Source organism: Streptomyces sp. NPDC044984 (assembly GCF_040646935.1).
Lineage (GTDB): Bacteria > Actinomycetota > Actinomycetes > Streptomycetales > Streptomycetaceae > Streptomyces.
In genome coordinates, this window is the sequence record NZ_JBEZBE010000015.1 from 90170 (window position 1) to 109681 (window position 19512).

The following is a 19512-nucleotide window of genomic DNA, read 5'->3' on the forward strand; positions in this document are numbered from 1 at the left end:
CGATCTTGGGCCGGCCGGTAGGCTTGGGGGGAGTTTCACGTGAAACGACGACCCCGATCCGCGAAGGCTGGATGAACGACGATGCATCGGTACAGGTCCCACACCTGCGGCGAGCTCCGCGCCTCTGACGTCGGCACCGACGTCCGGCTGAGTGGCTGGCTGCACAATCGGCGCGACCTGGGCGGCATCCTCTTCATCGATCTGCGCGATCACTACGGCATCACGCAGCTCGTGGCCCGCCCGGGCACCGAGGCGTACGACGCGCTGGACAAGCTCTCCAAGGAGACCGTGGTCCGCGTCGACGGCAAGGTCGTCTCGCGCGGCACGGAGAACGTCAACCCCGAGCTGCCGACCGGTGAGGTCGAGGTCGAGGTCTCCGCGGTCGAGGTGCTGGGCGCCGCCGCCCCGCTCCCCTTCACGATCAACGCCGAGGACGGCGTCAACGAGGAGCGGCGCCTGGAGTACCGCTTCCTGGACCTGCGCCGCGAGCGCATGCACCGCAACATCCTGCTGCGTACGTCGGTCATCTCGGCGATCCGCCAGAAGATGACGGCGCTGGGCTTCAACGAGATGGCGACGCCGATCCTGAGCGCCACCTCCCCGGAGGGCGCCCGTGACTTCGTCGTCCCCTCGCGCCTGAACCCGGGCAAGTTCTACGCGCTGCCGCAGGCGCCGCAGCAGTTCAAGCAGCTGCTGATGATCTCCGGCTTCGACCGCTACTTCCAGATCGCGCCCTGCTTCCGTGACGAGGACGCCCGCGCGGACCGCTCGCCGGGTGAGTTCTACCAGCTCGACGTGGAGATGAGCTTCGTCGAGCAGGAGGACGTCTTCCAGCCGATCGAGAAGCTGATGACCGAGCTGTTCGAGGAGTTCGGCAACGGCCGTCATGTGACGTCCCCGTTCCCGCGCATCCCGTTCCGCGAGGCGATGCTCAAGTACGGCTCCGACAAGCCGGACCTGCGCGCCCGCCTGGAGCTCGTCGACATCACCGACATCTTCGAGGGCTCGGAGTTCAAGGCCTTCGCCGGCAAGCACGTACGCGCCCTGCCGGTGCCGGACGTCTCCGGCCAGCCGCGCAAGTTCTTCGACCAGCTCGGCGACTACGCGGTCTCCCAGGGCGCGAAGGGCCTGGCGTGGGTGCGCGTCGGCGAGGACGGCTCGCTGACCGGCCCGATCGCGAAGTTCCTCACCGAGGAGAACGTCGCCGAGCTGACCAAGCGGCTCTCGCTGACCGCCGGCCACGCGGTGTTCTTCGGCGCGGGCGAGTTCGACGAGGTCTCCAAGATCATGGGCGCGGTGCGGGTCGAGGCCGCCAAGCGCTCCGGTCACTTCGAGGAGAACGTCTTCCGCTTCTGCTGGATCGTCGACTTCCCGATGTACGAGAAGGACGAGGAGACCGGCGCGATCGACTTCTCGCACAACCCGTTCTCCATGCCGCAGGGCGGCCTGGAGGCCCTGGAGACCCAGGACCCGCTGGACATCCTCGGTTGGCAGTACGACATCGTCTGCAACGGTGTCGAGCTGTCCTCCGGCGCGATCCGGAACCACGAGCCGGAGATCATGCTCAAGGCGTTCGAGATCGCGGGTTACGACCGCGAGACGGTCGAGGAGAAGTTCGCGGGCATGCTCCGCGCGTTCCGCTTCGGCGCCCCGCCGCACGGCGGCATCGCGCCCGGCGTGGACCGCATCGTCATGCTCCTCGCCGACGAGCCCAACATCCGCGAGACCATCGCCTTCCCGCTCAACGGCAACGCCCAGGACCTGATGATGGGCGCGCCGACGGAGCTGGAGGAGGCCCGTCTGAAGGAGCTGCACCTGACGGTGCGCAAGCCTCAGCCGAAGTAACCCCGGCAGCACAGCGGCGAAGGGGCCCGGAACCGAGTCGGTTCCGGGCCCCTTCGCCGTACGGCCGTCAGTTCTTGCCGCTGCCCGGCAGCTTGCGGGTGCGGCGGCGCAGGGCCGGGCCCAGGCGGACCAGGAGGCGCTTGTCGATACCGGTGACCCTGCGCTCCACGGCGGTCAGCGCCTTGCGGGTGGCGGCCAGTTCCCGGGCGAGGGTGTCGAGCTTCCGCGCGGTCTCGTCGGCACGCTCCTCGGCCTCGGCGAGCCTGCCGCGCAGGTTCTTGCTCTCCTTGGCCTGCTTGCGCGTCTGCTCCCCGGCCGCCGTGATCTGCTCGCGCAGCCGGCTGAGGCGGTAGCGCATCTGCCCGTCGTCCGAGCCGTCCCAGACCGGCATGGACGCGGGCAGCTCCAGCTCCGCCATACGGGCGTCGAAGGCGGCGCCGCCGTCGCCGTGCGTGTAGGTGTTCTTCAGGCCGTTGCGGTCCAGGAACGCGACGATCCGGTCGAACCGCTCGCCGTGGCCCTTGAGCATCGCCGAGAAGTCCGCCTGCTCGTACAGCTCGCGCGGGTCGGTCCCGGCGGGCAGGCCGTCGAGCTGCCGGTGCGGGATGTCGAAGTACCGGCACAGCTCCAGGGTGCGGGAGTCGTGCGTGAGGACGACGCTCGGGGTGCCCGCCAGCAGGGCGGCGACGTTGCCGTGGATGCGGGTGCCGTAGGCGAAGTCGTAGCCACGCAGTTCCTCGATCCAGGTCGCCGGGTCGAGCGGCATGCGCACCTTGTTCTCGCGCAGCAGCGGGTGGCTGAGGTGGCGCGGGAAGGGGTCCTCGACGCCCCGCTCGGGCGAGGTGTCGCCCCAGAGCAGCAGCTCGGCGTCGTCGGTGTTCTGCGCGTAGTACGTCAGGTGCGGGTAGCGTTCCCAGGCGTGCCGGGCGATGCCGGAGATGTCGCCGACGGGTATCGCGTCCGGTGAGAGGTTGACGGCGATGCGGGAGTCGGCCGTCAGCTCCACGGCGCGGATCTCGGGGAACGTGCTGCCGTACAGGAACATCGACGGACAGCCGATGATGTCGACGTCCTTGAAACCGAGGTCGTTCAGGTAGCGGGCGGTGAGTTCGCCGCGGACGCCGATGGAGGCGGAGCGCTCCAGGACGGCGGAGGCGAAGCGTCTGACCGACGCCTCCATCGGGCCGAGCCAGCCGGTGTCGTAGTCGTCGGGGGCCTGGGCGCCGACACCGAAGACCACCACCGGAATGGTGAGCTGCTCGATCAGGGTGGAGAGCCGGTCCAGCGAGGCGCGGAAGGTGGGCCGGAAGGCATTGGCGAGCGGGACGACGAAGACGTCGTACTGCTCGTTGATCTCGGCCGCGCGGCGGGCCGACGGATCGGTCCTGATGCCGTTGGAGGTCACCTCGGTGTCCGGTGCCGACAGCATCTTGTGGGCGGAGTCGCTGAAGATCAGGTTGCCCGTGTTGGTGCCGATCAGGTCCTGCTGGATGAACTCCGTCGGGGAAGCGACGCGGAACGGGCTCTTCCCGGAGCGGATGAGGATGCGCTTCACGTCATTCCCTCGGTACACGGGCGGACTCGGGCACGCGCCGGGCCCGTGAAGACGTGAGGACCGCAGTCGCGCACCCGTGCGACAGACGTCAGTTCGACATCTCCACGCACGGGTGACAAAACCTTATACGCCGGTAAAGGAACGGTGAAGCGAGTGGTTCGGGGGTGCGAAGCGGTTACCGCGCCACGAACTGGGTGAGGATCGCCTGGACCTCGTAGATGTCGACGCCCTTGGTGAAGGTCTTCTGGATCGGGGTGGGGGAACCGGAGATCCAGATCTTCAGTTCGGCGTCCAGGTCGAAGGTGCCGGCCGTCTCCACCGCGAAGTGGGTGATGCTGCGGTACGGGACGGAGTGGTACTCCACCTTCTTGCCGGTGATGCCCTGCTTGTCGACCATGATCAGGCGGCGGTCGGTGAAGAGTATGGTGTCGCGGATCAGCAGGAACGCGGCGTGCACCTGCTCGCCGTGGCCCAGCAGACGGGCGTAGTCCTGCTGCGCCTGGGCCGGGTCGACGGTGTGCGCGTTGCCGAAGAGTGCCATGGACGGAATCCCCCCACGTGAGTGGTGGCGGCCGGACATCGGCCGCCTTCACGTGATCTTCGCAAACGGAAGGGCCTGGGAGAAGGCTTCTCTCCGTCCTGGGACGCCGCTGTAGCGAGCGCGTTACCCGGCCGGCTTCCCTTCGGGACGCGGGAAGGGGACCGCGCCCGGCGTGGGCCGCATCGGCACGCTCCTCGCCGACGAGCCCGGCATCGGGGAGAAAAAATCTCCGCACGCGGCAACCCTTCGCCGGGCGGCGGCCACTGACAGGGCGTAACCCCGCTCCTCCCCCCGTAAGGAAGCCTCGTGGCTGCTCGTTCCCACCGCCGGTCCCTCCGCTCCCGCCGTGCCGCCGTCGTCTGTGCGGCCGTCGTGGCCGCGGGCGCCGGCGCCGGTGTCTTCGTGATGAACGCCAACGCCGGGACGGTGGACCTCTACCACCAGACGCTCGCCGCGAAGGACGGCTGGGCGTCCTCCGGTACGGGCACCACCGGTGGCACGAAGGCCGACGCCGCCCACACCTTCACCGTCTCCACCCGCGCGCAGCTCGTGAAGGCGCTGGGCTCGGTGTCCGACACCACGCCCCGCATCATCAAGGTCAACGGCATGATCGACGCCAACACCGATGACAGCGGCAAGAAGCTGACCTGCGCCGACTACGCCTCCGGCACCGGCTACTCGCTGTCGGCCTACCTCAAGGCCTACGACCCGGCCACCTACGGCCGCTCCAAGCTGCCCTCCGGCACCCAGGAGACGGCGCGCGCCGCCGCCCAGGCCAAGCAGGGCAAGAACATCGTCCTCAAGGTTCCCGCCAACACGACGATCGTGGGTGTCCCCGGTACGAACGCGGGTCTCACCGGTGCCATGCTCCAGATCCAGAACGTGGACAACGTCATCGTCCGCAACCTGACCTTCGCCGCCACCGAGGACTGCTTCCCGCAGTGGGACCCGACCGACGGCGACGACGGCAACTGGAACTCCAACTACGACTCGGTGTCCCTGCGCGGCGCGACCCACGTGTGGGCGGACCACAACACGTTCACCGACGCGCCGCACTTCGACAGCGCCAACCCGAAGTACTTCGGCCGCGAGTACCAGATCCACGACGGCGCCCTCGACATCACCAAGGGCTCCGACCTGGTGACCGTCTCGCGCAACCAGTTCACCAACCACGACAAGACGATGCTGATCGGCAGCAGCGACACCGACAGCGTCGGCAAGCTGCGCGTCTCCATCCACCACAACGTGTGGAAGGGCATCATGCAGCGTGCCCCGCTGGCCCGCATCGGCCAGATCCACATCTACAACAACCACTACGACGTCACGCCCCTCAACGGGTACGCGCCGCAGTACAGCATCAACTCCCGTGCCAAGGCCCAGGTCGTCGCGGAGAACAACTACTGGAAGCTGCCGTCCGGCGCGAAGGCCGCCAAGCTGCTCAGCGGTGACGGCACCGGCTCGGTCAAGGGCTCCGGCAACCTCGTCAACGGCACGGTGACCGACCTCGTCGCCGCCTACAACGCCGCCTCGTCCAAGGACCTGAAGACCACGGTCAACTGGACCCCCACCCTCACGACGGGCCTGGAGGCCTCGGCGGGCAACCTGCCGACGTCGCTGGCGACGACGACGGGGGCGGGCGTGCTCAAGTAGCACCCGAGACGCGCGAGGGCCGGGAGACCACGAGCCCCCGGCCCTCGCGCACCCATGCCGCGCGGTCCGCCGCGCCACGGACCGTGAGGGGCCCGGGACGCGTTCCCGGGCCCCTCACGGCGTCCGCCGGGCAGTCCGAGGACGCACCTCCCCGGCAGGCAGCGCGGGGAGGCCCCTTGGGCAGTCGTGACTACTCGTCTTCGAAGATCTCTTCGGCCGTCGGGACCGTGATGGCACGCTCGAGCCAGTGGCGCAGGATCTCGAGGTCGGTGCAGCCGGTAACGCGTTCCCGGACCGCTTCCGGGATGTCCATGCCGCGCACTTTCAGGATGTGCAGGACGTCCTCGGCACGGCCCTCGGCTCGGCCCTCGTCGCGGATTTCCTCGGAGAGGTCGGACTTGTAGAAGGAGAGGTCCACGGCCACCGGTTTCCTCCACAGGTGTGCGGCCGGGTGCTTGCCCAGGCCTTGTGCGATGAGTTCGACGATCGGGTCGGCGATGTTCTGCGGTGTGTCCCGCAGAACGGTCGTCATGTGGAGCCGGTACTTGTTGAGCATGTAGGAGGCGTAGTACGCCCAGCTGGCGGGCTTGTCGGGGTTCTTCCCGCTCTGGGCCTCGAGAGCAGCTACGGCAGCAGAGGCGCGTCGGGGTCGGAGAACAGGCTTTCGTCGGCGAAGTCTTCGGTAGTGCGCCGAGGGCTACGCGCAGGGGCCCGGAAACACGCGGCTTCCGGGCCCCTGGACGTACGTACGCAATGCGTTCTACGCGGTCGGCTTCTCCTCGAGACGCGGGAAGAGGACCGCGCCCTTGGTGACCGTGGAGCCGGCGGGGAGCAGGCCCCAGGTGCCGGACTCCTGGACCTTCTGGTCCGCCAGGGCGCCGAGGCCGGCCTCCGCGCCGAGGGAGTCCCAGAGCTTCTGCGAGGTCTCCGGCATGACCGGGTTGAGGAGGACCGCCACCGCGCGGAGGGACTCCGCGGCGGTGTAGAGGATGGTCGCCAGGCGGGCCCTGCCCTCCGGCGACTCGTCCTTCGCGACCTTCCAGGGCTCCTGCTCCGTGATGTAGCCGTTGACCTGCTTCACGAAGTCGAAGACCGCCAGGATGCCGCCCTGGAAGTCCAGCTCCTCGCCGATGCGGCGGTCCGCCTCCGTGACGGCCTTCGCCAGGCCGTCGTGGATCGCCCGCTCCGCGTCACCGTCGGCCGTCGACGCCGGCAGTTCGCCGCCGAAGTACTTGCCGACCATCGCCGCGACGCGGGAGGCGAGGTTGCCGTAGTCGTTGGCCAGCTCGCTGGTGTAGCGGGCGGAGAAGTCCTCCCAGGAGAAGCTGCCGTCCTGGCCGAAGGCGATCGCGCGCAGGAAGTACCAGCGGTACGCGTCCACGCCGAAGTGCGAGGTCAGGTCCTGCGGCTTGATGCCGGTCAGGTTGGACTTCGACATCTTCTCGCCGCCGACCATCAGCCAGCCGTTCGCGGCGACCTTCCCGGGGAGGGGGAGGCCCTGCGCCATCAGCATGGCCGGCCAGATGATCGCGTGGAAGCGGAGGATGTCCTTGCCGACCAGGTGGACGTCGGCCGGGAAGGTGGCCTCGAACTTCTCCGGGTTCTCGTTGTAGCCGACCGCGGTGGCGTAGTTCAGCAGGGCGTCGACCCACACGTAGATCACGTGCTTGTCGTCCCACGGGACCGGCACGCCCCAGTCGAACGTCGAGCGGGAGATGGAGAGGTCCTGCAGGCCCTGGCGGACGAAGTTCACGACCTCGTTGCGCGCGGACTCCGGCTGGATGAAGCCCGGGTTGGCCTCGTAGTGGGCGAGGAGCTTCTCGCCGTACTCGCTCAGCTTGAAGAAGTAGTTCTCCTCGCTGAGGATCTCCACCGGCTTCTTGTGGATCGGGCACAGCTTCTGGCCCGCGTACTCGCCCTCGCCGTCGAGCAGCTCGCCGGGGAGCTTGTACTCCTCGCAGCCGACGCAGTACGGGCCCTCGTAGCCGCCCTTGTAGATCTCGCCCTTGTCGTACAGGTCCTGCACGAACTCCTGGACGCGGTCGGTGTGCCGCTTCTGCGTGGTGCGGATGAAGTCGTCGTTCGCGATGTCGAGGTGCTCCCACAGGGGCTTCCAGGCCTCCGTGACGAGCTTGTCGGCCCAGGCCTGCGGGGTGACCCCGTTCGCCTCGGCCGTGCGCATGATCTTCTGACCGTGCTCGTCCGTGCCGGTGAGGTACCACACCTTCTCGCCGCGCTGGCGGTGCCAGCGGGTGAGCACGTCGCCTGCGACGGTCGTGTAGGCGTGGCCCAGGTGAGGAGCGTCGTTGACGTAGTAGATGGGGGTCGAGACGTAGTACGCCTTCGCCCCCTGCTTCTCGGATCCAGTGGCCGCCATGGTCGAAATCCTACTGGTCCCGGGGAGGTCGGCTCACCCGCGTTTCGGGGGGCGGACGGGGTGTCCGCCCGCCCCCCGGGGAGAGGGGGTGAGGCCGGCGGCTACGGGCGCCAGGCCGCCAGTACGCCCTCGTAGAGCTCCTTGTCGGTGAGCTCCCGGGGGGCGGGGCCCGCGTGGAAGAAGGAGGTGTTCTCCGTCTTCAGCTTGCGGAGGTAGTCGAAGGCCTTGTTGTCGTGCTCGCCGAAGGCGACGAAGGAGAAGAAGACGGTGGGGTGGCTCTTCGCCGCGTCGGTGAGGGCCTGGGTGGCGGGGGTCTTGGCGTCGGGCGCGCCGTCCGTCTGGAAGACCACCAGGGCGGGGGTGCCGGCCGGCTCCTCGGCGTGCCGGGCGAGGACCGCCTCGACGGCCGCGTGGTAGCTGGTACGGCCCATGCGACCGAGGCCGGCGTGCAGTTCGTCGATCTTGTTCTCGTGGTCGGTGAGGGTCAGCTCGCCGGTGCCGTCGAGTTCGGTGGAGAAGAACGTGACGTGGAGGGTGGCCTCGGTGTCGACGTGGGCGGCGAGGGCGAGGGTCTGCTCGGCGAGGGCCTGGGCGGAGCCGTCCTTGTAGTACGGGCGCATGGAGGCGGAGCGGTCGAGGACGAGGTAGACCTTGGCGCGGGTGCCGGTGAGGTTGTGCTTTTCGAGGGTGGCGCCGGCTGCCTTGTAGGCGGTGGTGAGGGTGGTGTTGCTGAGCTTCGTGGCGGGGGTGGCGGGGCGTCCGGCCTCGGCTTCGCCTTCGGCGGGGGATTCGTTCCCACCCGCACCGCCCGTGCGGCTTTCGTCGTCGGGTGCGGGTGGCCCCTGCGGGGCGGTCTCGCCGTCGGCGGCTGCGGGCTCGGCGGCAGGCTCCGGCTCCGGCTCGGTTTCCGGTTCCGCCTTGGCTTCCGGCTCCGGTTCCGGCTCGTTCTCGGTGGCGGCCTCGGGCTCCTTTTCGGGCTCGGGCTTCACCTCGGGCTCGGCTTCCGTCGTGGTCTCCGCCGCGGCCTCGGCCTCGGGCTCCGCCTCGACGTCGGCCTCTTGCTCGGCAACCGCCTCGACCTTGGCTTCCGCCTCGGGTTCGACCGCGGGCTCGGTGCCGGCTTCGGGCTCGGTTTCCGTGCTGGTCTCGGGCGCGGCCTCGGCACTTGCTTTGGGCTCGGTCTCGTTCTCGGTGGCGGCCTCGGGCTCCTTTTCGGGCTCGGGCTTCACCTCGGGCTCGGCTTCCGTCGTGGCCTCGGCCTCGGGCTCCGCCTCGACGTCGGCCTCTTGCTCGGCAACCGCCTCGACCTTGGCTTCCGCCTCGTCCTTGGCTTCCGCCTCGGGTTCGACCGCGGGCTCGGTGCCGGCTTCGGGCTCGGTTTCCGTGCTGGTCTCGGGCGCGGCCTCGGCACTTGCCTCGGGCTCGGGCTCGGTCTCGGTGGCGGCCTCGGGCTCCTTTTCGGGCTCGGGCTTCACCTCGGGCTCGGGCTCGACTGCCGCCTCGGTCTCCAGCTCGGCTTCGGCCGCCGCGCTGGTTTCGGGCTCGGTCTTTCGGGCGGCTTCCGGCTCGGCTTCGGTGGCGGCCTCGGGCTTCGCCTCGGCTTCGGTGGTGGCCTCGGGCTCGGTGGCAGCCTCAGGCTTCGCCTCGGGCTCCGCTGTGGCCTCGGGCTCGGGCTTCGCCGCGGGCTCCGTCGTGGTCTCGGGCTCGGAGGTCGGGGGTACCTCGGCTTCCTGGGTGGGGGCCGGGGCCGGGGTCGAGGGGTCGTCCGATCGGGTGGGCCTGGGGACCGCGACGTTGTCGAAGGCCGCGGAGACCAGGTCGTGTTCCTCGCGGGGTTCCGGGACGGAGGCCGTGCGGGACGACGGGGTGGGCTCGAGGGCCGGGGACGGGACCTTCGGGGCTGCCGCGGCGGGCTCCGGGGCCGGCTCCGTCGGGGCGGGCGACGTCGGGGACGTACTCGCCGTCTCGGCGGCGTCCGCCGCACCTCCCGCTTCGGAGGGCCTCGCTTTGCGTGACCGGCCGAACGCGTTCCGCAGGAGAGTGAGAATGCCCATGTGCGCAACCCTTCGCGTGGTTGATGCCCGTCAATCCCTGGCCAGGACGGACACGTAAGGTTAGCGGCCCGCAAGGGTGATCTTGGGCAGGGCTGGGTTTGCGGAATCGTATATGTCAAGGGCGCGATCCGGACCGGCGCAACTCCCCAGATGCTGCCGCAGGTTCACCCGTCGTTCATCCGGGCGCCCGGCTACCGCACGTATGTACTCCTACGGTCGCGCTGACACCACGGGTACCCAAGGAGAGAAAACGTGCGAAAGCTGCTGCCGCTGATCGGAACACCGTCCGGTTCCCACCCCGGCGGCCGGTCCGCCATGACCTGTCGTTTCCGGTGTGGTGACGCCTGCTTCCACGAGGTGCCCAACACCAGCTCCAACGAGTACGTCGGTGACGTCATCGCCGGCGCCCTCAGCCGCCGCTCCATGATGCGCGCCGCCGCCGTCGTGACCGTCGCCGCGGCCGGTGCCGGAGCGGCCGGTGTCGCCGCCGCGCCCGAGGCGCAGGCGGCCCCCGCCGCCGGGAAGGGCGGCCACGGGCACGGCCACAAGCCCAAGGGCGCCCGCGGTCTGCGGTTCACGCCCGTCGCGCCGAACACCGCCGACGCCGTGACCGTGCCGGAGGGCTACCGGCAGAACGTCGTCATCCGCTGGGGCGAGCCCATCCTGCGCGGCGCGCCCGCCTTCGACCCGGAGAAGCAGAGCGCCAAGGCGCAGGCCGGGCAGTTCGGGTACAACTGCGACTTCCTCGCCCTGCTGCCGCTGCGCGGTGAGCGCGACCGGCAGCTGCTCGTCGCCAACCACGAGTACACCGACGAAGTCCTCATGTTCCGGGACTACGACGCCGCCAACCCCACCCGTGAGCAGGTCGAGATCGCCTGGGCCGCGCACGGGCTCGCGGTGGTCGCGGTCGAGGAGGAGCGCCGCACCGGCCGGCTGACGCCCGTCAGCCGGCACCAGCTCAACCGTCGCCTCACCGCCACCTCCGAGTTCCGGCTCACCGGCCCCGTCGCCGGGTCCGACCTGGTGAAGACCTCCGCCGACCCGAGCGGCACCAAGGTGCTCGGCACCCTCAACAACTGCGCCGGCGGCACCACCCCGTGGGGCACGACCCTGCACGGCGAGGAGAACTTCAACCAGTACTTCGCCAACGGCAGCCGCGCCACCGACAAGCGGTACGGCATCGGCACCGGCGCCACCGAGCGCAAGTGGGAGCGTTTCGACAAGCGGTTCGACGTCTCCCAGGAGCCCAACGAGGTGCACCGCTTCGGGTACGTCGTCGAACTGGACCCGTACGACCCCGACTCCACCCCGCGCAAGCACACCGCGCTCGGCCGGTTCAAGCACGAGGGCGCGACCGTGCGGCTGACGCACGACGGACGCCCGGTCGTGTACTCGGGTGACGACGAGCGGTTCGACTACTTCTACAAGTTCGTCGGCAGCAAGCGGATGCGGCACGGCAACAGCCGCTGGGCGCGCGAGCACAACCTGACCCTGCTCGACGAGGGCACGCTGTACGTCGCCAAGCTCACCGGCGACTCCCCGGCCATCGAGATCGACGGCACCGGCAAGCTCCCGAAGGACGGCGAGTTCGACGGCGGCGGTCAGTGGATCCCGCTGGCCACCGCCACCGCCGACGGCGCCGTCTCGCACGTCGAGGGCATGACCGCCGAGGAGGTCTTCGTCTTCACGCGCCTCGCCGGTGACAAGGTCGGCGCCACCAAGATGGACCGGCCCGAGGACATCGAGCCCAACCCGGTCACCGGCAAGGTCTACATGGCCCTCACCAACAACTCCAACCGCGGCAAGGCCGGTTACGCCGCCGCCGACGAGGCCAACCCGCGCAACTCCAACAAGCACGGCCACGTCCTGGAGCTGACCGAGCGCTGGAACCGGCCGGAGAGCACCAGCTTCGCCTGGTCGCTGTTCCTGGTCGCCGGTGACCCGGAGGACCCGGCGACGTACTTCGCCGGGTTCCCGAAGGACTCCGTCAGCCCGATCTCCTGCCCGGACAACGTCGCCTTCGACGACCACGGCAACCTGTGGATCTCCACCGACGGCAGCGCCCTCGGCTCCCACGACGGCCTCTTCGGCGTCGCCACGCGCGGCGACCGGCGCGGTGAGCTGAAGCAGTTCCTGACCGTGCCGAACGGTGCGGAGACCTGTGGTCCGGTCATCCAGGACCGGCGGGTGCTGGTCGCCGTGCAGCACCCGGGCGAGGTGGACGGGGCGACGGTCGACCAGCCGGCCAGCACCTGGCCCGACGGGCCCGGCACGTACGTCCGCCCGGCCGTGGTCGCGGTGTGGCGCGCGGACGGCCGCGACATCGGCGTCTGACGCCGGCCCGGCGTTCGGAAGGGGAAGGGGCCGGGACACCGGCCCGCTCCTTCCGGCGGGCATCGTGCGGCGGGTGCGGGCCGTCCCCTTCCGGGGGCGGCCCGCACGTCCGTCACCGGCCGGCGTGCAGGGTCAGGTCGACGACCAGGGCGCGGTGGTCGGTGTCGGGGAGGTCGAGGAAGCGGGCCCGGCGCGCGGCGAAGTCCTCCGAGACCAGGACGTGGTCGATCTGGGCGCCGAAGGCCGGGGCGGTGCGGGACGGCCAGGTCGGGGTCCGGTCGGCGCCGTCCAGGCGGGCCGCGTCGCGCAGGCCGGTGTCGAGGATGCGCCGGAAGGCCGCGTGGTCCTGGGAGGCGTTGAAGTCCCCGGCGAGCACGGTCGGGGTGTCCCGGTCGGCGGCGGCCGCGTCCCGCAGCCGGCCGAGCTCCCGCTGCCACAGGCCCACCTGGTCGGGCAGCGGCGGCATGGGGTGCGCGAGCTGGAGCCGTACGGGGTGCCCGTCGACGTCGGCGACGGCGCCGGGCATGCCCATGGTGCCGGGGACCCCGCCGGTGGCACGCAGCGGGAAACGGCTGAGGACGACCGAGCCCTCGGAGCCGCCGCCCGCCACCGCCTGCCGGTGCGGGTAGGCGTCGGTCAGCTCCCGCCGCAACGCCGCGTCGCAGGTGTACTCGCACTCCTGGACGAACACGACGTCCGGTTCCTCGCGGCGTACGGCGTCGATCAGCGCGCCGGTGGCCTGCCCGAACTCGACGTTCGAGGTCAGCACCCGCAGTTCGGCGACGGGCGGCCCCGAGGGATCGCCGGTCTTCCCGTACGGCTCGATGAACCAGGCCAGCAGTCCGAGCAGGGCCACGCCCCACACCGCGCCGGTCCACCACCGGGCGGCCAGGGTGAACAGCAGCCCGGCGGCCGTGGGCACGAGCAGCCAGGGGAGGAAGGCGAGGAGCTGGGGCACGGGGGTGATGCCGTCGGTGTCGGCGGTCCGGCAGCCGACGACCACGCTCACCCCGGCGAACAGCGGTCCCGCGCACCAGGCGCCGAACCGCCGCCGTCCCCCCGTCCGCCCCGGCCCGTCCCCGGTGGCTGTCGGGTCGGCAGTCGCAGTGTCCAACGTTCCGGCCTTCCGCTCGCGGGTGCGATGCCCGGATCCTCCCTCGAGGACGCCCTCAAAGACGAGGGAGGGTGGCGGGTGGTTGCCGGGAACCACCGGCCGGGGCGGCCGCCGGGGCGGGTGGTTCCCGGCGGGGGCCGGAGCGGCCGGTCAGCCAGGAGACGAGGGCCACCGTCAGGCCCAGGGCGAGGAGGAGCCAGGACGCCGTGCGCAGGGTGGTGGTGAGGGCGTCGTAGACCGCGGCCGCCGCCGGGCGGTGGACGCGGTCGGGCAGGTCGGCCAGGGTGAGCCGGCGGCCGACGGCGACCGCGAGGGCGAGCAGGGCGCCGCCCAGGGCCGTGCCCAGACCGGTCGCGGTGAGCGCGCGCCGGCGGCGGGCGGCGACGGCGATCCCGGTGACGGCGAGGACGACGGCCGCGAGCGGCAGCCAGAAGGCGGCGGTGTCCAGCACCCGGTACCCCTTCCGGAGTCCGGCCACCTCCCCGGCCGGCACCACCGCGACCTCGGTGTGCTCGACGGGGATGCGGTGGGCGAAGGGCATGTGGTCGGCGACGAGCCGCTCCCGTACCCGCGCGGTGACGGGCGCGAGGTCGACGGTGACCGGGCCAGGGGCGGCCGCGTCGTCGCGCAGGGCGCGCAGGACGGCTTCGTGGACGGCCCTGTTCCCCGCCTCCCAGGCCGTACGGAACGCCTCGGTGCGGGCGAAGGAGCGGACGGCGTCCCGTACGAACGGGCCGAGGGCGGGGCCGGCCGCCGTCTTCGGACCCAGTTCGCGTACGACCTCGTCCCCGACGGCGTCGGCGACGGCGTCGCGTACGGCGGGGTCGGTGGCGAGCGGTGCCACGGTGTCGACGTAGCGGCCGGTGTCGGCCAGGCCGAAGGCCGCCCAGGCGGCCAGGGCACCGCAGGGGGTGAGCAGGCAGGCGAGGGCGACGAGGGTCGCCGAGAGGGCGTTGCGCAGGTGCGGGCGGTGGGGTCTCTGGTGGAGGGGCACGTCTCCAGGCAAGGTGCGGGGGGCCGGGTGCGCGAGTGGTGGGGCGCGTACGGGTGCACGGGGCTGCCCGAACGGGCCGCCCACCCGTGCCGCCCACCCGTGCCGCCCCGGGGGTACCTCCCAGGCCCTCGAGGCACTGGGGGAGGCACGACTGCCCGCGGCTGACGGGGGCGTCTTACTTGACCCGGTGGCCTTGTGCGTCCTCGTGGGTGTAGAAGCGGTAGAACATCGTCAGGAACACTCCCGCCGCGACCGCCAGACCCAGGATCGCGGAGCGCAGGACGCCGGGGCTGGCGGCCTGGATGACCAGGAAGCCGACCGCGCTGCCGCCGAACGCGGCCCACAGCACCGCGTGCAGTTCGCGCCGCACCTTCGGGGCCAGGGCGAGGAGCGCGATGAACACCAGGGTGAAGACGAGGCCGGTGAGGAAGCCGAACAGGAAGTTCTCCACGGTGATCGGCCCGCCGTAGCGCCGGTTGGCCGCCGCCCAGTAGCCGTACACGACTCCGAGCAGGACGGGTACGACGACCTTCGCCGCCCGGTGGGTCCGTGCGCTGAAGATGTCGGTCGTGCCGGCCCGCTCGATCGCTGCCCGGGGCCGGGATGCCGCGTGCGCCATGGGAGCACTCCTTTCTCCTCGCCCCCGTCCCACCAATGCACACCTCCCCGGGCCCGTCGGCAAGTGGAGACCGGATGCGGGCCGTCCGGCGCCGTGTTTCGCTGGGGCGGTGAGTCCGGGCAGCGGGGGACACGACCTGCACGACCGGTACCCCGCGACCGGCCGGCGCGATGTCGCGCACCGGCACGAGGTGCTGCGGCTGAGGGGCCGCAGCGTCGCCTGGGTGCCGCCGTTGCTGCTGCTCGTCGTCATCCTGGTGGTCGACCGCAGGACCGGCGGGGAGTTCCGGACCGTCTCCTGGATCGTGCTGGTGCCGGGCATCGCCGCCGCGCTCTGCGGGGTGTGGGGCACGGCCCTGTTCGCGGTGGTCTCAATGGCCACGTACACCGTCGTGGACAGCGCCTGGCCGCACCAGTTCCAGGCGGGGCTGCCCGACTTCATCCTCGTCGCCGCCGGCGGCGTCCTCGCCACGCTGGCCTGTGTGGTGCGGGTGCGCGGTGAGCGCCGCGCGCTGCACCTGCGGGACGTCACCGAGACCGTACGGCGCACCGTGCTGCGCCCCCTGCCGCCCGGCTGGGGCGGCCTGGAGCACGCCGGGGTCTACCTCACCGCCGACGCCCAGGCCCGCGTCGGCGGCGACTTCTACGACATCCAGCCGGGCCCGCACGGCACCCGGGTGTTCGTCGGTGACGTGCAGGGCAAGGGGCTGGGCGCGGTGGAGACGGCGGCGGTGCTGCTCGGGGCGTTCCGCGAGGCCGGCTACCACGAGGCGGAGCTGACGGCCGTCGCCGACCGGCTGGAGACCCGGATGCTGCGGCACCGCGCGTACACCACGGCGCTCGGCCGGGACGACGGCGACCGGTTCGCCACCGCCGTGCTGCTCGGCTTCCCGGCGGACCGCACCGACGTGGTGGACGCCGTCGTCCTCGGGCACGAACCCCCGCTGGCCGTCGGCCCCGGCGGTGTGCGGTCCCTGCCGGCCGGCGGAGGCCTCCCGCTCGGCTGCCGCGACCTCGCCCCGGACCCGCCCGCGGTGTGCCGGGTGCCGGTCGCCGCCGAGGAGACGCTGCTGCTGGTCACCGACGGCGTGACCGAGGCCCGGAACGGCGCGGGCGACTTCTACCGGCTCGCCGACGACCTGACGCGGGCGGTGGCGGCGGACCCGCGGGTCGTCGCACCGGACCGGCTGGTCGCCGCCGTACGGGACGGGACGCTGCGGCACAGCCGGGGGCACCTGGTCGACGACACCACCGCCTTCGCGGTACGGCGGACCCGCGCGCCCCGTGCGCCCCGTGCGTCCAGTGCGCCCCGTGCGCCCCGTGCGTTCCGTGTGTCCCCCGCGCCGGGGGGCGAAGGCCCCGAAGGGGGACGTTCATCCCACTGACACCACCCTTTGCAGCCGCAGCGGTTACCGTGCTGCCGTAGGTGATCGACAGGGGAGGGGACCATGCCCGGAACCGTGCTGCTGCTGGCGGCCTCGCCGCTGGGCCGCGGGCGGCTGGTGGACGCGGCGTCCGTGCTCCCGGTCCTCGCGGCGGTGCCGCCCGCCGTGCTGTCCGGCGCGGACACCGCGAACGTCGTCGAACTCGCCGACCCGCTGGATCCGCAGGCCGTGCTGACCCGGCTGCGCGCCGCCGCCGCGGCGCCGGGACCGCTGACCGTGTACGTCACCGGGCAGCTCCAGCTCGACCGCCGCCAGCGGCTGCCGCACCTGGCGCTGGCCCGTACGACCGCGTCCACCGTGCGGTACACCGGGCTGCCGTGGCACTGGTTCCGGGAGGAGCTGCGGCTGCGTCCGGCGGGCGCGACGACGCTGTTCCTCGATCTGCACGCCGACCCGGAGACCTGGCAGGCGCTGGGCGCGGCGCGCCCGCCGGGCCCGTCCCCGCTCGACTGCGGCCCCGACAACGCCGTCTACGGCCGTGTCGCGCCCCCGCCGCCGTCCCGTCGCGGGGTCGCGGCACCGGCGTACATGAAGGCGGTCGCGACGATCCTGCGCAGCGGATGGCGTCCGCCGGACGAGGAGCTGCACCAGCAGGCGCTGACGCGGACCGCGCCGGAGAGCGCGGGCACCGATCTGCTGCTGGCGCGGCGCGGGCCGGTGCCGGGCGATCCGCACGCGGCCGTCACCGCCGCCGTGCGCTCCGGCCGGCACGCGGACGCCGACGCGCTCGCCGCGCGGCTGGAGCAGGCGGCCCATCTGGCGCACGGGCCCGCCTCCGAGGAGGCGCTGCACTGGACGGAGGTCCGGGCGGACCTGGCGATGCTGGCCGGGGACGCGGCGCGCAGCTGCCGCACCTGGCTGGCCGTCGCGAGCGCCCGGCTGACCGCCGGGCAGTCTGCGGACGCGCCCGCCGTCGAGGCGGCCGTGGACCGGGCGCACCACCAGTGGGGCCGGATCGGTGACCCGGCCCGGGCCCGCGAACTCGGTGCGGTCCTCGCGGAGTTGCGCGGCCGGGTGCCGGGGCGGCGCGAGGGGGCCCTGGATCATGTGCGGCGGCAGCTGCGGCAGTTGCAGACGCAGGGCTGAGCGCCGGCCCGACCGGCAGGTGAGGCCCTGCCCGCTCGACGAGCCGCCGGGCTGCCGGACCGCCGGGTTTCCGGACCGTCGGACTGCCAGGTTTCCGGACTGCCGGGTTTCCGGACCGGCGGGCTGCCGGGCTTCCGAACCGCCGGACCTCCGGACGGGCACGGCCGACCGGAGCGCCGCGCCCGCGACGGTCCTCGTCGTCCGCGTGCCGGTGCGGCCGGGGTGCGCGTCCCTACCGGACCGCCGCCTCCACCGGTGCCGTGGTCTGCCGGTGCGGCTCGGGGTCGGTGGCCTTGGCCGGGCCCGCGTTGGCCGCCAGGACCAGCGCCGCGACCGCGGCGACGGCCGCGGCGAAGCCACGGGCGTGACGCCCGGTGATGCGTGTGCGTTCCAGCACGGCGACCTCGCAACAGCGACGGGTTAAGCACGTTTAATTCGCGGTTTAACCTAGGGGCTGTCGGTCACGAACGGCAAGGGGCACTGGGGGAGTTGGCGTGGGGGAGCGGGACGAGCCGGCGGCCATCGGGCGGCGGGTGCAGCAGTTGCGGACGGAGCGCGGGCTGACCCAGAAGCAGCTGGCGGAGCCGGTGTACACACCCGCCTACATCTCCACGCTGGAGGCGGGACGGGTGCGCCCCTCCGACGACGCGCTGCGGCATCTCGCCGACCGTCTCGGAGTCGCGTTCGACGAGCTGGCCACCGGACGTTCCGCCCGGCTCGTGACCGAGCTGCACCTGCGGCTGACCGAGGCGCAGCGCACGCTCGCCGTCGGCGAGACGGAGGCCGCGGTGGAGCAGTACGCCGGGCTGCTCGCCGAGGCGGAGGCGCAGGGCCTGGCCGAGGAGCAGGCCGCCGCGCTGCTCGGACTCGGGGAGTGCGCGCTGGAGACCGGCGAGCTGGCCGACGGCCGCCGGTACTTCGAGCGGGCCGAGGCCCGGCTCGCCGAGGCGCCGCTGCCCGCACGGGTGCCGGCGCTGCGCGGGCGGGCCGTCGCCCACTACCTCGCGGGGGAACTGCGGTACGCGGTCTACCTCCTCGAGACCGCGATCGACGAGCTGAACCGGGGCGGCCTGCACGACCCGGACGCGCTGCTGCTGCTCTACGCCAGCGCGATCGGCCCGTACATGGACATGGGCGCGCACGCGCGGGCCGCGCAGGCGGCGGAGTTCGCGCTGGCGCTCGCGCCCCAGTCCGGCGACCCGGCGCTGGTGGCGCGCATGCACCGGTCGGTGGCCCGCACCCTGCTCGCCGAGGGCCGTCTCGCCGAGGCGGACGCCTCGCTGGCCAAGGCGGCGGAGCTGTACCGCGGGCTGCAGCTCCGCACCGAGCTGGCCAACTGCCACTGGATGCGCGGCTACGTGTACGCGCAGAACGGGGAACTGGAGCGCGCGGAGGAGGAGATGCGCGAGGCGCTGGAGATGCTGTCGGCCAAGCGGGCGTCCCTCTACAGCAGCCAGGTGACCGTCGAACTGGCCGACGTCCTGCGCCGGCGCGGCAGCTCCCAGGAGGCGGAGGCCCTGCTGCGGGACGTGCTCGGCGGGCTCTCCCCCGAGCGGGGCGCGGTGCACGCGGCGGCGGCGCACCGGCTGCTCGGGATCATCGCCGAGGACGCCCGCCGGGCCGAGCAGGCCGAGGAGCACTACGTCCGCGCGATGAGCCTGCTGGAACGCGCGGGCGCGGCCGGTGACCTGGCCGACCTGTGCCGCCTCCTCGGTGACCTGCTGCGCCGCACCGGCCGCGTCGAGGCGGCCCTGGACGCCTACCGCACCGGCCTGGGCCACCGCACGGCCCCGGGCACCACGACCCTGGGACCGGCCCCGGCACAACCCCCGGTCTGACCGTTTCGGGGCCGGACGGGCCGGGTAGTCGGGGCTCGTTTCCGGGGGTGAACGGCCAGGG

At 72.2% G+C, this 19512-nt stretch carries 14 protein-coding genes and 1 pseudogene; 6 read left to right on the forward strand and 9 right to left on the reverse strand.

The window, feature by feature from the left end; translation table 11 throughout:
* Positions 1-81: 81 nt before the first annotated feature.
* A complete protein-coding gene (aspS, locus tag AB0A94_RS18275) occupies positions 82-1845 on the forward strand; it encodes an aspartate--tRNA ligase (RefSeq protein ID WP_361745430.1) in 1764 nt (587 codons plus the stop codon).
* Between the two features lie 67 nt (positions 1846-1912).
* On the opposite strand, the gene AB0A94_RS18280 is transcribed toward aspS, so the two are convergent.
* Complete coding sequence (locus AB0A94_RS18280) at positions 1913-3400, reverse strand: polysaccharide pyruvyl transferase family protein (protein WP_361745432.1); 1488 nt, start codon at positions 3398-3400, stop codon at positions 1913-1915.
* A 175-nt stretch (positions 3401-3575) separates the two neighbouring features.
* Positions 3576-3941: a PH domain-containing protein gene (locus tag AB0A94_RS18285; protein ID WP_217127308.1), complete on the reverse strand. Its 366-nt coding sequence runs from the start codon at positions 3939-3941 to the stop codon at positions 3576-3578.
* Between the two features lie 306 nt (positions 3942-4247).
* Here AB0A94_RS18285 and AB0A94_RS18290 point away from each other — a divergent pair, with 306 nt between their 5' ends.
* Positions 4248-5591, forward strand: a complete 1344-nt coding sequence (locus tag AB0A94_RS18290) for a polysaccharide lyase family 1 protein (RefSeq protein ID WP_361745434.1) — start codon at positions 4248-4250, stop codon at positions 5589-5591.
* 190 nt (positions 5592-5781) lie between these two features.
* Here AB0A94_RS18290 and AB0A94_RS18295 read toward each other — a convergent pair.
* The 3 genes and pseudogenes from AB0A94_RS18295 to AB0A94_RS18305 form a co-directional block, all read right to left on the reverse strand.
* A pseudogene (locus tag AB0A94_RS18295) lies at positions 5782-6219 on the reverse strand (hypothetical protein); the annotation flags it as partial.
* A gap of 132 nt (positions 6220-6351) precedes the next feature.
* Entirely contained in the window at positions 6352-7968 is a 1617-nt protein-coding gene (gene metG / locus AB0A94_RS18300; RefSeq protein ID WP_361745436.1) for a methionine--tRNA ligase, read from the reverse strand.
* 101 nt (positions 7969-8069) lie between these two features.
* A complete protein-coding gene (locus tag AB0A94_RS18305) occupies positions 8070-10022 on the reverse strand; it encodes a VWA domain-containing protein (protein WP_361745438.1) in 1953 nt (650 codons plus the stop codon).
* Between the two features lie 252 nt (positions 10023-10274).
* On the opposite strand from AB0A94_RS18305, the gene AB0A94_RS18310 reads away from it, so the two are divergent.
* Entirely contained in the window at positions 10275-12356 is a 2082-nt protein-coding gene (locus AB0A94_RS18310) for a PhoX family protein (protein WP_361745440.1), read from the forward strand.
* Positions 12357-12468: 112 nt separating this feature from the next.
* On the opposite strand, the gene AB0A94_RS18315 is transcribed toward AB0A94_RS18310, so the two are convergent.
* The 3 genes from AB0A94_RS18315 to AB0A94_RS18325 form a co-directional block, all read right to left on the reverse strand.
* Positions 12469-13470: an endonuclease/exonuclease/phosphatase family protein gene (locus tag AB0A94_RS18315; protein ID WP_361745442.1), complete on the reverse strand. Its 1002-nt coding sequence runs from the start codon at positions 13468-13470 to the stop codon at positions 12469-12471.
* 55 nt (positions 13471-13525) lie between these two features.
* Complete coding sequence (locus tag AB0A94_RS18320; RefSeq protein ID WP_361745444.1) at positions 13526-14464, reverse strand: hypothetical protein; 939 nt, start codon at positions 14462-14464, stop codon at positions 13526-13528.
* Between the two features lie 175 nt (positions 14465-14639).
* Positions 14640-15083 carry a hypothetical protein gene (locus AB0A94_RS18325; RefSeq protein ID WP_361745446.1) on the reverse strand — a complete coding sequence of 148 codons (444 nt, stop codon included), beginning with the start codon at positions 15081-15083 and terminating at the stop codon, positions 14640-14642.
* A 109-nt stretch (positions 15084-15192) separates the two neighbouring features.
* On the opposite strand from AB0A94_RS18325, the gene AB0A94_RS18330 reads away from it, so the two are divergent.
* Together AB0A94_RS18330 and AB0A94_RS18335 are read left to right on the forward strand one after the other, a co-directional pair.
* Positions 15193-16467: a PP2C family protein-serine/threonine phosphatase gene (locus AB0A94_RS18330; protein WP_361745448.1), complete on the forward strand. Its 1275-nt coding sequence runs from the start codon at positions 15193-15195 to the stop codon at positions 16465-16467.
* A 63-nt stretch (positions 16468-16530) separates the two neighbouring features.
* Positions 16531-17613 (forward strand): hypothetical protein, encoded by a 1083-nt coding sequence (locus AB0A94_RS18335; RefSeq protein WP_361745450.1) that lies wholly within the window; start codon positions 16531-16533, stop codon positions 17611-17613.
* A gap of 232 nt (positions 17614-17845) precedes the next feature.
* Here AB0A94_RS18335 and AB0A94_RS18340 read toward each other — a convergent pair whose 3' ends face one another.
* Positions 17846-18010 (reverse strand): hypothetical protein, encoded by a 165-nt coding sequence (locus tag AB0A94_RS18340; RefSeq protein ID WP_361745452.1) that lies wholly within the window; start codon positions 18008-18010, stop codon positions 17846-17848.
* A 97-nt stretch (positions 18011-18107) separates the two neighbouring features.
* Here AB0A94_RS18340 and AB0A94_RS18345 point away from each other — a divergent pair, with 97 nt between their 5' ends.
* The gene (locus AB0A94_RS18345) at positions 18108-19451 is read left to right on the forward strand and encodes a helix-turn-helix transcriptional regulator (protein WP_361745453.1); all 1344 of its coding nucleotides are present in this window, start codon (positions 18108-18110) and stop codon (positions 19449-19451) included.
* Positions 19452-19512: the final 61 nt, after the last annotated feature.

What these genes read in the sequence shown, in the direction of transcription:
- aspS (WP_361745430.1), top strand. Translation starts at nt 82, where the DNA reads ATGCATCGGTACAGGTCCCACACCTGCGGCGAGCTCCGCGCCTCTGAC.
- AB0A94_RS18285 (WP_217127308.1), bottom strand. Translation starts at nt 3,941, where the DNA reads ATGGCACTCTTCGGCAACGCGCACACCGTCGACCCGGCCCAGGCGCAG.
- metG (WP_361745436.1), bottom strand. Translation starts at nt 7,968, where the DNA reads ATGGCGGCCACTGGATCCGAGAAGCAGGGGGCGAAGGCGTACTACGTC.
- AB0A94_RS18305 (WP_361745438.1), bottom strand. Translation starts at nt 10,022, where the DNA reads ATGGGCATTCTCACTCTCCTGCGGAACGCGTTCGGCCGGTCACGCAAA.
- AB0A94_RS18325 (WP_361745446.1), bottom strand. Translation starts at nt 15,083, where the DNA reads ATGGCGCACGCGGCATCCCGGCCCCGGGCAGCGATCGAGCGGGCCGGC.
- AB0A94_RS18335 (WP_361745450.1), top strand. Translation starts at nt 16,531, where the DNA reads ATGCCCGGAACCGTGCTGCTGCTGGCGGCCTCGCCGCTGGGCCGCGGG.